The organism is Pseudomonas sp. S2_E01 (genome assembly GCF_054668365.1).
The window spans coordinates 5645306-5659209 of sequence record NZ_CP162762.1 but is presented as its reverse complement, the minus strand read 5'-3'; the positions used below and the strand labels follow the sequence as shown (position 1 = coordinate 5659209).

Here is a 13904-nt window from a genome sequence, read left to right as displayed (position 1 = left end):
ACCTGCAACTGCCCGGTTATAGCTTTTATAAAAAACCTGACGTACTTCCATACATCGAATGATCAAGGAAACCGGCATGACCCCAATGAACACCGTGAGCAGCAAAACCTTCCCACGCAGCAAATTGCTGCTTGGCCTCTTATGCAGCGCGTTGAGCCTGGGCGCTTGGCAGGCCGCCACTGCGGCGACAGCCCCAGACACCCTGGTGATCGGCAAGCCCGCCGACCCACAGACGCTGGACCCTGCGGTCACCTTCGACAACAACGACTGGACCATCACTTACCCGTCCTACCAGCGACTGGTGACCTACAAGACCGATGGAGACAAGAGCAGCACCGAAGTGACCGGCGATCTGGCAGAAAGCTGGACCGTGTCGCCAGACAACCTGGTTTGGGAGTTCAAGATCAAGCCCGGCAACAAGTTCGATGACGGCACGGCCGTGGATGCCAATGCCGTGAAGTTTTCCTTTGATCGTCTGATGACCCTCAAGCAGGGGCCGTCCGGTGCATTCCCGGAGGACATGGTGGTGGCGGTGATCGACCCGCAAACCATCCGATTTACCCTGAAAACGCCATTCGCCCCGTTCCTGTTCACCCTGGCTCACAACGGCGCCTCGATCGTGAACCCGCTGGTAGCCGACAAGGGCGCCGAAGCCAATGCGTGGCTGTCCAGCCATACCGCAGGTTCCGGCCCGTTCCGTCTGAGCAGTTGGCAAAAGGGCCAGTCCGTGACGCTGGAGCCGAACCCGCACTATGCCGGCGCCAAGCCTGCGTTCAAGACGGTGATCCTCAAGACCATCGCCGAGCCGTCAGTGCGCCGCCTGCAACTGGAACGCGGTGACCTGGACATCATTGAAGACATGCCCGAGGACCAACTGGGCGCGCTCGCCACCAAGCCGGGTGTGGCTGTGCGCGAATATCCGTCGCTGCGCGTGACCTACCTGTACCTGAACAACAAGAAGGGTCCGCTGGTCGACGTCAACGCTCGCCGGGCCATCACCGAAGCGGTGGATTACAACGGTATCGTCAAAGGCATTCTCAAGGACAAAGCCAAGCTGCTGAACGGGCCGATCCCGGATGGCATGTGGGCCTACGACAGTTCGCTGCCTGTCATGAAGCAGGATATGGCGGCCGCCAAGAACAGCCTGGCCAAGGCGCCGCAGAAGATTACCACGCTGAACTATATGTACTCCGACAAGGACGCCAACTGGGAACCGATCGGCCTGACCTTGCAGGCGGCACTCGCACCGCTGGGCATCAACCTCAAGCTGGAAAAGACCGCCAACGCTACCCTGCGTGAACGTGTTGGCCAGGGCGATTACGACATTGCCGCCGGCAGCTGGAGCCCGGATTTCGCTGACCCCTACATGTTCATGAACTTCTGGTTCGACTCCAAGATGCAGGGTTTGCAAGGTAACCGTTCGTTCTACAGCAACCCGGAAGTCGACAAGCTGATCCGCGAAGCGGCCGCTGTCAGCGACACGGCCAAGCGAGTCGAGCTGTATCAGACCGCGCAAAAGAAAGTGCTCGACGACAGTGTCTATGTGTACCTCTATCAGAAGAGCTACACCCTGCCGATGCGTGATTCAGTCAAGGGCTACGTGTTCAACCCCATGCTCGAACAAGTGTTCAACCTGGGCAGCATGAGCAAGTAACCCTGCTCCATCGCGCCAGCCAAATGGGCTGGCGCGGCTTCTGATTTCATTGCTCGTGTGACTGAGGTGCCAGATGGCCTTCCTGACGTTGTTGCGCAAGCGCCTGTTCGGCCTGATTTTGGTCGTGTTCGGTGTTTCGCTGATTACCTTCTCGATTTCCCACTTGATTCCGGGCGACCCGGCTCGCCTGATCGCCGGCGACCGCGCCAGCGACGCCCTGGTGGCCGGCATTCGTCATCAATTGGGATTGGATCTGCCGCTGTATCAACAATACGGCCGCTACCTGATGGACCTTTTGCACGGTGACCTGGGGACATCGATCCGTACCAACCGTCCCGTGCTGGACGACCTTCAGGCCTTCTTCCCGGCAACGCTGGAATTGGCGCTGGTGGCACTGGCACTGGCGATTCTGGTCGGGGTGCCACTGGGCGTGTTATCCGCGGTTTACCACAACCGGCTGATCGACCAGATCGCGCGGACCCTGGCGGTCACGGGTATTTCCACGCCGGCCTTCTGGCTCGGCCTGGGTGCTATCGTCCTTTTCTACGGCCATCTGGGCTGGCTGCCAGGTGGCGGCCGGTTGTCCGAAGGGGTTATGCCACCGGCGACGATCACTGGTTTTTACCTGATTGACTCGTTGTTAGCCGCAGATATCGGGCTGTTTCTCGATGCCGCCGAGCACCTGATTCTTCCTGCCGCGACCTTGGGTTTCGTGACCTTGGGCGTGGTTGCCCGGCAGATCCGCTCTGCCATGCTCGATCAACTGGGAGAAGATTACATCCGCACCGCTCGCGCTTATGGTTTGTCCCGCTGGACCGTGATTTTGCGTCACGCGCTGCCCAATGCCCTTATCCCTTCGGTGACGGTCCTCGGGCTGACCCTCGGTGACCTGCTATACGGTGCGGTGCTTACCGAAACCGTGTTTGCCTGGCCCGGCATGGGGGCGTATGTGGTCAAGTCGATCCAGTCACTGGATTTCCCGGCGGTAATGGGCTTCGCCATTCTGGTGTCGTTCATCTATGTCCTGTTGAACATGGCCATCGACCTTTTGTATCGCGTCATCGACCCACGCATCGGCGAGGTGAATTGAAATGTCCGTAAATCTGACGGCAACGCCCCGTGCGCGCTGGGCGGAAAAACTCGCCTACCTGGGCTACCAGATCCGCCGCAGCCCGCTGACCATGGCGGGGCTGTTCATCACCACGATCGTATTGTTGTGCATGATTTTCGCGCCATGGCTGGCCAGTCATGACCCGAACACCTTGAACCTAGGCGAACGCCTGGCGCCGCCATCTGCCGAGCACTGGTTCGGCACCGACGAAGTGGGCCGCGACCTGTTCAGCCGGGTGCTGTTCGGCAGCCAGCAGTCGGTGGGCGTTGGCCTGTTCGTGGCTTTTGCCTCCTGCTTCATTGGCGGGTTGCTCGGCTGTTTTTCCGGGGTGATCGGCGGGCGTTTTGACGCGCTCGTCATGCGTCTGATGGACATCATGCTCTCGGTGCCATCCCTGGTGCTGATCATGGCATTGGCCGCCGCGCTGGGGGCGAGTCTGTTCAACGCCATGCTGGCGATTACCCTGGTACGGATCCCGTCCTACGTACGCCTGGCCCGTGGTCAAGCCCTGAGCATTCGGCAGATGGGTTACGTCAAGGCCGCCCACACCTTTGGCGCCGGGCGCTGGCATGTCGTGCATTGGCACGTGGCGCGCAACGCGATGCCGCCGTTGCTGGTGCAACTCAGCCTGGACATCGGCAGCGCGATCCTCATGGCGTCTGCCCTGGGTTTCATCGGTCTTGGCGCGCAGCAACCTACCGCCGAGTGGGGCGCAATGGTCGCCACCGGGCGTAACTACATCTTGGATAACTGGTGGTACTCGACGTTTCCAGGCCTGGCGATCCTGATCACCGCCACCGGCTTCAACCTGCTGGGCGATGGCGTTCGCGATCTGCTCGACCCACGGCAACAGGGGAAATGACCATGAACACTTCAAGCCCTGTGCTGGCCATCGATAACCTGAGCCTGGAATTCCCGGCTTACAAAAACAATGTGAAGGCGCTTAATGGCGTGAGTTTGCACGTCAATCCCGGCGAAATTGTCGGTGTGGTGGGTGAGTCCGGTTCGGGCAAGTCGGTCACGGCGATGCTCAGCATGCGTCTTCTACCCGAGCGCAGCTATCGCATTACCGCAGGCAGCCTCAACATGCTGGGCCGCGACATGCTGGCGACACCTGAAAAGGAACTGCTGAAGATTCGCGGACGTGATGCGGCGATGATCTTTCAGGAGCCAATGACCGCCCTGAACCCGACCCGGCGCATCGGTCGTCAGATGCTCGATGTGATCATGCATCACCAACAAATCAGCGCGGCCCAGGCCCGGCTCAAGGCGATTGCCCTGTTGCGCGACATGCACATCGCCAGCCCAGAGCATGTACTGGAAAGTTACCCTTTCGAATTATCCGGCGGCATGCGCCAACGGGTGATGATCGCGCTGGCGTTCTCCTGTGAACCGCAACTGTTGATCGCCGACGAGCCGACCACCGCCCTGGATGTAACGGTGCAACGCCAGGTGTTATTGCTGCTGCGGGAAAAGGCCCGGCAACGGGGCACCGCGATTCTGCTGATCACCCACGACATGGCGCTGGTGTCCCAGTTCTGTGACCGGGTGTACGTGATGTACACCGGCGCAGTGGTCGAGGAAGGGCGCACGGTCGATGTCATGCACTCGCCCCAACATCCCTATACCCGCGGGCTGCTCAGTGGCCTTCCGGAAATGGTCGAGCCCGGCCAGCCATTGCTGACCATCCCCGGGCAAGTGCCCAACCTGGCGTCGCTACCTGAGGGCTGCACGTTTCAGGAGCGTTGCGCCTACGCCATGTCCACGTGTGCCAAACGCCCGCCCCTGATTGCCATCAACGAGGACCGCAAGAGCGCTTGCTGGTTGCCCGTCCAGGAGCTTTCATCATGAACAGTGCCGTTCAAGAGGGTGCAACCCAAATGGTCCCTTCGATCCTTGAGCTCAATGATGTACGCGTGCGGTTCCCGGTCAGCAACGATTGGCTGGGTCGGCCGCGCGGTTATGCCCATGCCCTTAATGGCATTGACCTTCAGGTTCGCGCGGGCGAAACCCTGGGCATCGTTGGTGAGTCGGGCTGCGGCAAGAGCACGCTGGCACAGCTTTTAATGGGCTTGATACCGCCCAGCAGTGGCGATCTGAACTGGGCAGGCCATGGCGCAAGTGAAAGCAGCAACGTGCAGATTGTGTTCCAGGACCCGCAGTCTTCACTGGACCCGCGCCTGCCGATCTGGCGAATCATCACCGAACCCTTATATGCCCGGGGGAAGGTCAATCAGGCTCACATGCGCGAAGTCGCTGCCAGGGTCGCAGCCCAGGTTGGCATCAGGCCGGAATACCTGGACCGCTTCCCCCACCAGTTTTCCGGTGGTCAGCGTCAGAGGATCGCCATTGCTCGTGCCCTGTCCTCCGATCCGGACATCATCGTCCTCGACGAGCCGACCTCGGCGCTGGACATCTCGGTTCAGGCGCAGATCCTCAACCTGCTCGCAGAGCTTCAACGCGCGCGCAACCTGACCTATATCCTGATTTCTCACAACGTGTCCGTGGTTCGTCATATGGCAGATCGAGTGGCGGTGATGTACCTGGGGCAAATCGTCGAACTGGGCAACGCCGCTCAGGTACTCGATCAGCCGCGCCACCCCTACACCCGCCTGTTGCTCGACGCCGTGCCGCGACTGGGGGTTGCCATGCATGGGGAGCAGGTTGCGGCGCCGACCGAGCTGCCAGGCAACCGTCAGCTGCCGACGGGCTGCTTCTTTCGTGAACGTTGCAGCCTGAGCACTGCGGGTTGTGAGAAACCCCAGGTGTTGCGGGGTAGCGAGCAGCAGCGGGCGCGGTGTCATTTACAGAGCTGACTCCACCCTCATAAAAATACGGATTTCTGCGCACAAAAAAACCGGCTCCATAAGCCGGTTTTTTATACCCCAAGAAACCTATGCACATTTTTCCAAGTTTTATGAGCTTAAGAAATATGCATATAAATCAATTAATTAGGTCGTTATATCGTCAAGCGCCAGCAAAACGGCGCACAGGTTATCCACAGATTTTACGCCGGCAGTTGATTGCCTTCCTGCGGGGCATGCGCCGTAGGCGGAAGCGAGCCCATTTCCCTCTGCATTTGTTCGTTCCAGGCCTGCACCCGGTCGTTGAGGTCGGCAATGGCGCGAGGCCCGCTGCCTTCGGCGTACATTGGCTCGCCGATGATCACGGTGATCACGCCCTGCTTCTTCGCCCAACCGGTTTTTGGCCAGAATTTGCCTGCGTTGTGTGCAATTGGCAGCACGGGGAGCGATGCATTGACAGCCAGTGCGGTGCCGCCACGGGAGAACTTGCCGATGCTGCCGTAGGGAACCCGGGTGCCCTCGGGGAATATCAACACCCAGACACCATCCTTCAACAGTTCGTCGCCCTTCTTCGCCACGTGCTTGAGTGCTGCCTTGGGGTTGTCGCGATCGATGGCGATCGGTCGCAGCATGGCCATGGCCCAACCGAAGAACGGCACATACAGCAGGGAGCGCTTGAGCACCTGGCTCAACGGCTCGAAATAGGCCGAGAGGAAGAACGTTTCCCAGGTGCTCTGGTGGTTCGATTGGATCACGCAGGGTTGGTCGGGCACGTTCTCGGCGCCTTTCACTTCATAGCTGATACCCAGGAACACCTTGCTCAGCCACAGGGCGCATCGGCACCAGTAGACGTTGATGAAACGATAGCGCGCCTTGAATGGCAAAAACGGCGCGATAAAAAAGCTCAGGCTGCACCAGAGCAAGGAGCTGGTGCCCAGCAGCAGGTAAAAGAGGAAAGTTCTGATGGCCTGCAGTATCGACATGGTGACGTTTACCGTGCGGGCTTTGCCCGTCTATATAAAGCGCACTCCCGAACAATCCCTGGTCAGGAATTCGAAAGCGCTCTAATTGTGGATAAGTTCTGCGGCAATCGCCGCAAGATCGTCAAAAATCAGGGTGCCCACTGGCAGGGTCTTGCCTAGCGTTTTTTCGCCTTTCCCGGTCTTCACCAGAACAGGTTGAGAATCGACGGCTTTGGCAGCTTCCAGGTCACCGAGACTGTCGCCGACGAACCAGAGACTCGTCAGCGGCACGTCGTAATGTGTGGCGATGGTTTTCAACATCCCCGGTTTCGGCTTGCGGCAATCGCAGCCTTCGTCCGGCCCATGTGGGCAATAGACAATCAGCCCGACTTCACCGCCCTGCTCCGCCACCAGCGTGCGCAAGCGCTCGTGCATGGCATCCAGGGTGGCGAGATCGTAATAGCCGCGAGCGATGCCCGATTGGTTGGTAGCAACCGCTACCGTCCAGCCGGCCTTGCTCAACTGCGCGATGGCTTCGATCGAACCGGGGAGTGGTATCCACTCCGCCACCGATTTGATGTAAGCGTCGGAGTCGTAGTTGATCACCCCGTCCCGATCGAGAATCAGCAGTTTCAAACAGGCTTACCCCAGCAACGAAATGTCGGCAACGCCGAGGAACAGCCCACGCAGGCGAGACAGCAACGCATAGCGGTTGGCGCGCACATTGGCGTCATCGGCGTTGACCATCACGGCTTCGAAGAACGCATCCACCGGTTCGCGCAACGCCGCGAGGCGTGCCAGCGATTCGCTGTACTGACGGGCCGCCGCCATTGGCTGCACAGCCTGGTCAGCTTGCTGGATCGCCGAGTACAGGGAGAACTCGTTGGCGTTGTCGAAATACTTGGCCTCAACCACAGTCGGCACGGAGCCTTCCACTTTGCTCAGCAGGTTCGACACACGCTTGTTCACGGCTGCCAACGCTGCCGCTTCCGGCAATTTACGGAAGGCCTGCACCGCTTGCACACGCTGGTCGAAGTCAAGGGCCGAGCCCGGCTTCAGGGCGCGAACCGACAGGTAGGTGGCCACGTCGACGCCTTCGTCTTCGTAACGTGCACGCAGACGGTCGAAGATGAACTCCAGCACGGCCTCGTTCAAGCCGGTGGCCTTGACCTTGGTACCGAACGCATTCACTGCGAAGGCGACGGCGTCGTTCAAGTCCAGGTCCAGTTGTTTCTCGATCAGGATGCGCAGCACGCCCAGCGCGGCACGGCGCAGTGCGTACGGGTCCTTGCTGCCGGTTGGCAACATGCCAATGCCGAAGATCCCCACCAGGGTGTCCAGCTTGTCGGCAATGGCCACGGCTGCACCGGTCAGCGTCGCAGGCAGTTCGGCGCCAGCACCGCGCGGCATGTACTGCTCGTTCAGCGCCAGAGCGACGTCTTGCGGCTCGCCATCGTTGACGGCGTAGTAGTAGCCGGCAACACCTTGCATTTCCGGGAATTCACCGACCATCTCGGTCGCCAGGTCGCACTTGGACAGCAGGCCTGCGCGGGCCGCCCAGGAGGCGTTGCCGCCGATGCGCGCGGCAATGTAGGCCGCCAGTTTGGAAACGCGTTCGGCCTTGTCGTAGACGCTGCCGAGTTTTTCCTGGAACACCACGTTCTGCAGGCGCTGGTTGAAGTCAGAAAGCTTCTGTTTTTTGTCCTGCTTGAAGAAGAACTCGGCGTCGGTCAGGCGTGGACGGACCACCTTCTCGTTACCGGCGATGATCTGCTGCGGGTCCTTGCTTTCGATGTTCGCCACGGTAATGAAACGTGGCAGCAACTTGCCGTCGGCATCCAGCAGGCAGAAGTACTTCTGGTTGTCCTGCATGGTGGTGATCAGGGCTTCCTGTGGCACGTCGAGGAAACGCTCTTCGAACGAGCACACCAGCGGCACTGGCCATTCAACCAGCGCGGTGACTTCGTCGAGCAGCGCCGGTGGCACGATCGCGGTGCCTTCCTGGCGGGTGGCCAGCTCTTCGGTGCGTTTGCTGATGATCTCGCGGCGCTCGTTGGCATCGGCCAGCACGTAGGCGGCGCGCAGGTCTGCCAGGTAGCTGGACGGCGAACCGATACGGACCTTTTCCGGGTGGTGGAAGCGGTGGCCACGGGAGTCGCGGCCGGCCTTCTGGGCGAGGAGAGTGCAGTCGATGACCTGGTCACCCAGCAGCATCACCAGCCACTGGGTCGGACGAACGAACTCTTCCTTGCGGGCGCCCCAGCGCATGCGCTTGGGAATCGGCAGGTCGTTGAGGGAGTCCTCGACGATGGTCGGCAGCAGGCTCGCGGTCGGCTTGCCGGCGATGTTCTGGCTGTAGCGCAGCTTCGGACCGCTCTGGTCGATTTCGCTGAGATCTACTCCGCACTTCTTGGCAAAACCCAGGGCGGCCTGGGTCGGGTTGCCGTCGGCATCGAACGCGGCCTGGCGTGGCGGGCCGTCGAGGTTGATGCTGCGATCAGGCTGCTGGGTAGCCAGCGCGGTGATCAGCACCGCCAGACGACGCGGCGCGGCATAGACGGTCTTGGTCTCGTAGTTCAGGCCGGCGGCCTGCAGGCCTTTGTCGATACCGGCCAGGAACGCGTCGGCCAGGGTATTAAGGGCTTTGGGTGGCAGTTCTTCGGTGCCCAGTTCTACCAGGAAATCTTGAGCACTCATTGTGCAGCCTCCAGCTTGGCCAGTACTTCGTCACGCAGGTCCGGGGTCGCCATCGGGAAGCCCAGCTTGGCGCGGGCCAGCAGGTAGGCTTGTGCAACGGAACGCGCCAGGGTGCGTACACGCAGGATGTATTGCTGACGCGCGGTCACCGAGATTGCACGGCGCGCATCCAGCAGGTTGAAGGTATGGGAAGCCTTCAGCACCATTTCGTAGCTCGGCAACGGCAGCGGCACTTCGAGTTCGATCAGGCGCTTGGCTTCGCTTTCATAGAAGTCGAACAGTTCGAACAGTTTGTCGACGTTGGCGTGTTCGAAGTTGTAGGTCGACTGTTCCACTTCGTTCTGATGGAACACATCGCCGTAGGTCACCTTGCCGAACGGACCGTCAGCCCAGACCAGGTCGTAGACCGAGTCCACGCCTTGCAGGTACATGGCCAGGCGCTCGAGGCCATAGGTGATTTCGCCGGTCACCGGGTAGCACTCGATGCCGCCCGCTTGCTGGAAGTAAGTGAACTGCGTGACTTCCATGCCGTTGAGCCAGACTTCCCAGCCCAGGCCCCAGGCACCGAGGGTCGGCGATTCCCAGTTGTCTTCGACGAAGCGGATGTCGTGGATCAACGGGTCCAGGCCGACGTGCTTGAGCGAGCCCAGGTACAGTTCCTGGAAGTTGTCCGGATTGGGCTTCAGGACCACCTGGAACTGATAGTAGTGCTGCAGGCGGTTCGGGTTTTCGCCGTAGCGGCCGTCAGTCGGGCGACGACTGGGCTGCACATAAGCGGCGTTCCAGGTTTCGGGGCCGATGGCACGCAGAAACGTGGCGGTGTGGAAAGTCCCGGCGCCTACTTCCATATCGTAGGGCTGAAGTACCACGCAACCTTGCTCGGCCCAGTATTGCTGGAGGGCGAGGATCAAGTCTTGGAAGGTACGCACGGCTGGCGTAGGCTGGCTCACGAAATTCACCTGTTTCTTGGGCTGCGATTTAAAGAGCGGGAGTATACCCGATTCATGGCTGCGCACGCCCCCTGGAGCCTTATGCCACGCTGCTTTTGGTGTACCGAAGATCCGCTGTACATGGCTTATCACGATCAGGAGTGGGGCACGCCGTTACGGGACGCGCAGGGTTTGTTCGAGTTGCTTTTGCTCGAAGGGTTCCAGGCTGGCCTGTCCTGGATCACCGTGTTGCGCAAACGCGAGCATTACCGACAGGTACTGTTCGGCTTTGACGTGCAGCGCGTGGCGCAGATGAGCGACGCCGAAATCGAGCAATTGATGCTCGACCCCGGAATCATCCGTAATCGCCTGAAGCTAAACGCCGCCCGGCGCAACGCCCAAGCCTGGCTGGCGCTGGAAGACCCGGTGGGGTTTCTCTGGTCCTTCGTCGACAACGTGCCCAAAATCAATCATTTCAAGGATCGCAGCGAAGTACCGGCGATCACGCCCGAGGCTCAAGCGATGAGCAAAGGCCTGAAGAAAGCCGGCTTCAACTTCGTCGGCCCGACCATCTGTTATGCCTTGATGCAGGCCTCGGGAATGGTCATGGACCACACTCGCGATTGCGATCGCTACGCGACCTTGGCCAACGGCGGTTAGAATGACCGCCTCGCGCACCGCACAAGATCAGGAGTGACCTGTGGATAAGTTTAAAGGCGCCTTGCTGGTAGGCGCTCTGCGGCTGTTTGCCCTGCTTCCGTGGCGGGCCGTACAGGCCGTGGGCTCAGCCATTGGCTGGGTGATGTGGAAAACCCCGAACCGTTCCCGTGACGTGGTGCGGATCAACCTGGCCAAGTGCTTCCCCGAAATGGACCCCGCCGAGCGCGAGCGTCTGGTCGGCCAGAGCCTGAAGGACATCGGCAAGTCCCTGACCGAAAGCGCCTGTGCGTGGATCTGGCCGGCACAGCGTTCCATCGACCTGGTGCGCGAAGTCGAAGGGCTCGACGTTCTGAAAGACGCCCTCGCTTCGGGCAAGGGCGTCGTGGGTATCACCAGCCACCTGGGTAACTGGGAAGTGCTGAACCACTTCTATTGCAGCCAGTGCAAGCCGATCATTTTCTATCGGCCGCCCAAGTTGAAGGCGGTGGATGAATTGCTGCAGAAACAGCGGGTGCAGTTGGGCAACAAGGTCGCCGCCTCCACCAAGGAAGGGATCCTCAGTGTCATCAAGGAAGTGCGCAAAGGTGGTGCAGTAGGCATTCCCGCCGACCCGGAACCGGCCGAATCCGCCGGGATCTTCGTGCCGTTCTTCGCGACCCAGGCATTGACCAGCAAGTTTGTCCCGAACATGCTGGCCGGCGGCAAGGCGGTCGGTGTGTTCCTGCATGCGCTGCGCCTGCCGGACGGTTCGGGCTACAAGGTGATTCTGGAAGCTGCGCCGGAGGCCATGTACAGCACCGATACCGAAACTTCCTGCGCGGCCATGAGCCAGGTGGTCGAACGTTACGTGCGGGCGTATCCAAGCCAGTACATGTGGAGCATGAAGCGTTTCAAGAAGCGTCCGCCTGGAGAGGCGCGCTGGTATTGAACCTATTGGCATGATCTGTGGATAAATCCGCGAAGGGATTTATCCACAGCTGTTGAGGAAAGGGCGCAATAGATGTCCGAACACAAGTCGTTTCGCATCAAGATCAGTCATGAGAGCTTCGGCGAATGCCTTGGCCAGACGCGCAACCTTTCCACCACGGGGGTGTACGTCAAGCATCCGGCCTTGGCCGCTTTGTCCAAGGGGGCAGTGGTTTACGGGCAGGTACAGGATTTACCCACAGGCGCCCCGAGGGTCAAGATGGAAGTGGTGCAAGTGGACGCCGAGGGTATTGGCCTGCGTTACCTCTGATCAGCGCGCCTGACGTTCCAGCTTTTTCAGGAACACGGTCATTTCCTTTTCTGCCTGCTTATCGCCATGGGTGCGGGCGGCCTCCAGACCTTGTTCCCAGGCCTGACGCGCGCCGGCAAAGTCCTCTTGCCCCAGACGGGCCTTGCCCAACAGCTTCCACGCCGCCGAGTACTTGGGGTCCAGCTCCACGCAGCGAGCGAAGTGCTCGACTGCCTTCGCGTTTTCCCCGAGATCCAGATAACCCTTGCCCAGGCCGAAGCGCAGCAGGGCGTTATCCACACCCTTGGCGAGCATTTTTTCCAGTGATTCGATCATGTTGAGTTTCCTTATAACCTGTAGGAGCGAGCATGCTCGCGATGGTCGTCAACGATGACGCGGGTTGTCTGATACCCAGTGACGCTCCTGACTCCATCGCGAGCATGCTCGCTCCTACAGGCAGGCCAGTGTTGTCCTTACAAACCTTGGAATCAGAAGAAGCTCAACCCCACATGGAACAGCTTCTCCACATCGCGGATGTGCTTTTTATCCACAAGGAAGAGGATCACATGGTCCCCGGCGGCGATCACGGTATCGTCGTGGGCAATGATCACTTCTTCATCACGAATGATCGCGCCAATCGTCGTGCCCGGTGGCAGGCCAATGTTCTCGATGGCCTTGCCAATCACCTTGCTCGACTTGGAATCGCCATGGGCAATCGCCTCGATCGCCTCTGCCGCACCACGACGCAATGAGTGCACGCTGACGATATCGCCGCGCCGCACATGGGCGAGCAAGGTGCCGATGGTCGCCAATTGAGGGCTGATGGCGATGTCGATGTCGCCACCCTGGATCAGGTCGACGTAGGCCGGGTTGTTGATGATGGTCATCACCTTCTTCGCACCCAGCCGCTTGGCCAACAGCGAGGACATGATGTTGGCTTCGTCGTCGTTGGTCAGGGCGAGGAACAGGTCGGCGTCCGCGATGTTCTCTTCCAGCAGCAAATCGCGGTTCGACGCACTGCCCTGCAACACCACGGTGCTGTCGAGGGTGTCGGAGAGATGGCGGCAGCGGCCTGGGCTCATCTCGATGATCTTCACCTGATAGCGGCTCTCGATGGCTTCGGCCAAGCGTTCGCCAATCTGTCCGCCACCGGCGATGACGATGCGTTTGTAGCTCTCGTCGAGACGACGCATTTCGCTCATGACCGCGCGAATATTGCCCTTGGCGGCGATGAAAAAGACCTCGTCATCGGCTTCGATCACCGTGTCGCCCTGCGGCAGAATCGGTCGGTCGCGACGGAAAATGGCGGCGACGCGGGTTTCGACGTTCGGCATGTGCTCGCGCAACTGGCGCAGTTGCTGGCCCACCAGCGGTCCACCGTAGTACGCCTTCACCGCGACCAGCTGCGCCTTGCCTTCCGCGAAGTTGATCACCTGCAATGCGCCCGGATACTGGATCAGGCGCTTGATGTAGTTGGTGACGACCTGTTCCGGGCTGATCAGCACGTCCACCGGAATGGCTTCGTTATCGAACAGTTCGGGGCGCGTCAGGTAGGACGCTTCGCGCACACGGGCGATTTTGGTCGGGGTGTGGAACAGGGTGTGGGCGACCTGGCAGGCGACCATGTTGGTCTCGTCACTGTTGGTGACCGCCACCAACATGTCGGCGTCGTCCGCACCGGCCTGGCGCAGGACCGTCGGCAGTGAGCCGCGGCCCTGGATGGTGCGGATGTCCAGCCGGTCGCCGAGGTCGCGCAGGCGTTCGCCATCGGTGTCGACCACGGTGATGTCGTTGGCTTCACTGGCCAGGTGTTCTGCCAGCGAACCGCCCACCTGCCCTGCGCCGAGGATGATGATTTTCATCCAGTCACT

Annotated in this window: 14 protein-coding genes; 8 read left to right on the top strand and 6 right to left on the bottom strand. The window is 60.3% G+C overall.

From position 1 onward, the window contains the following. Positions 1-76 precede the first annotated feature (76 nt). The 5 genes from AB4O36_RS26090 (at position 77) to AB4O36_RS26070 (ending at position 5581) form a co-directional block, all read left to right on the top strand. Positions 77-1654 (top strand): ABC transporter substrate-binding protein, encoded by a 1578-nt coding sequence (locus AB4O36_RS26090; RefSeq protein WP_460119439.1) that lies wholly within the window; start codon positions 77-79, stop codon positions 1652-1654. A gap of 73 nt (positions 1655-1727) precedes the next feature. Then, the gene (locus AB4O36_RS26085) at positions 1728-2744 is read left to right on the top strand and encodes an ABC transporter permease (protein WP_460119437.1); all 1017 of its coding nucleotides are present in this window, start codon (positions 1728-1730) and stop codon (positions 2742-2744) included. Position 2745: 1 nt separating this feature from the next. After that, positions 2746-3627 (top strand): D,D-dipeptide ABC transporter permease, encoded by an 882-nt coding sequence (gene ddpC, locus AB4O36_RS26080; protein ID WP_460140603.1) that lies wholly within the window; start codon positions 2746-2748, stop codon positions 3625-3627. Positions 3628-3629: 2 nt separating this feature from the next. After that, the gene (locus AB4O36_RS26075; RefSeq protein ID WP_460140602.1) at positions 3630-4616 is read left to right on the top strand and encodes an ABC transporter ATP-binding protein; all 987 of its coding nucleotides are present in this window, start codon (positions 3630-3632) and stop codon (positions 4614-4616) included. Continuing rightward, the gene (locus tag AB4O36_RS26070; RefSeq protein WP_460140601.1) at positions 4613-5581 is read left to right on the top strand and encodes an ABC transporter ATP-binding protein; all 969 of its coding nucleotides are present in this window, start codon (positions 4613-4615) and stop codon (positions 5579-5581) included. The genes AB4O36_RS26075 and AB4O36_RS26070 overlap by 4 nt, the downstream gene beginning before the upstream one ends. Positions 5582-5772: 191 nt before the next feature. Here AB4O36_RS26070 and AB4O36_RS26065 read toward each other — a convergent pair whose 3' ends face one another. The 4 genes from AB4O36_RS26065 to glyQ all read right to left on the bottom strand — a co-directional run bounded on the left by AB4O36_RS26065 (position 5773) and on the right by glyQ (position 10178). Further along, positions 5773-6552, bottom strand: coding sequence for a lysophospholipid acyltransferase family protein (locus AB4O36_RS26065; RefSeq protein WP_460140600.1), 780 nt, complete (start codon positions 6550-6552; stop codon positions 5773-5775). Positions 6553-6633: 81 nt separating this feature from the next. Further along, complete coding sequence (gene gmhB, locus AB4O36_RS26060) at positions 6634-7167, bottom strand: D-glycero-beta-D-manno-heptose 1,7-bisphosphate 7-phosphatase (protein WP_460140599.1); 534 nt, start codon at positions 7165-7167, stop codon at positions 6634-6636. A gap of 6 nt (positions 7168-7173) precedes the next feature. Further along, complete coding sequence (gene glyS, locus AB4O36_RS26055; protein WP_460140598.1) at positions 7174-9228, bottom strand: glycine--tRNA ligase subunit beta; 2055 nt, start codon at positions 9226-9228, stop codon at positions 7174-7176. Then, positions 9225-10178, bottom strand: a complete 954-nt coding sequence (gene glyQ, locus AB4O36_RS26050) for a glycine--tRNA ligase subunit alpha (RefSeq protein ID WP_460140597.1) — start codon at positions 10176-10178, stop codon at positions 9225-9227. Before glyQ ends, glyS begins: the two co-directional genes overlap by 4 nt. A gap of 81 nt (positions 10179-10259) precedes the next feature. On the opposite strand from glyQ, the gene AB4O36_RS26045 reads away from it, so the two are divergent. The 3 genes from AB4O36_RS26045 (at position 10260) to AB4O36_RS26035 (ending at position 12054) form a co-directional block, all read left to right on the top strand. After that, complete coding sequence (locus AB4O36_RS26045; protein WP_460140596.1) at positions 10260-10817, top strand: DNA-3-methyladenine glycosylase I; 558 nt, start codon at positions 10260-10262, stop codon at positions 10815-10817. A gap of 40 nt (positions 10818-10857) precedes the next feature. Further along, positions 10858-11745: a lysophospholipid acyltransferase gene (locus AB4O36_RS26040; RefSeq protein WP_460119419.1), complete on the top strand. Its 888-nt coding sequence runs from the start codon at positions 10858-10860 to the stop codon at positions 11743-11745. A 72-nt stretch (positions 11746-11817) separates the two neighbouring features. After that, on the top strand, positions 11818-12054 hold the full coding sequence (locus AB4O36_RS26035; protein ID WP_460119418.1) for a PilZ domain-containing protein: 237 nt from the start codon (positions 11818-11820) through the stop codon (positions 12052-12054). Here AB4O36_RS26035 and AB4O36_RS26030 read toward each other — a convergent pair whose 3' ends face one another. Further along, on the bottom strand, positions 12055-12369 hold the full coding sequence (locus AB4O36_RS26030; protein WP_460119416.1) for a tetratricopeptide repeat protein: 315 nt from the start codon (positions 12367-12369) through the stop codon (positions 12055-12057). Between the two features lie 152 nt (positions 12370-12521). Continuing rightward, on the bottom strand, positions 12522-13895 hold the full coding sequence (trkA, locus tag AB4O36_RS26025) for a Trk system potassium transporter TrkA (protein WP_460140595.1): 1374 nt from the start codon (positions 13893-13895) through the stop codon (positions 12522-12524). Between the last annotated feature and the right edge of the window lie 9 nt (positions 13896-13904).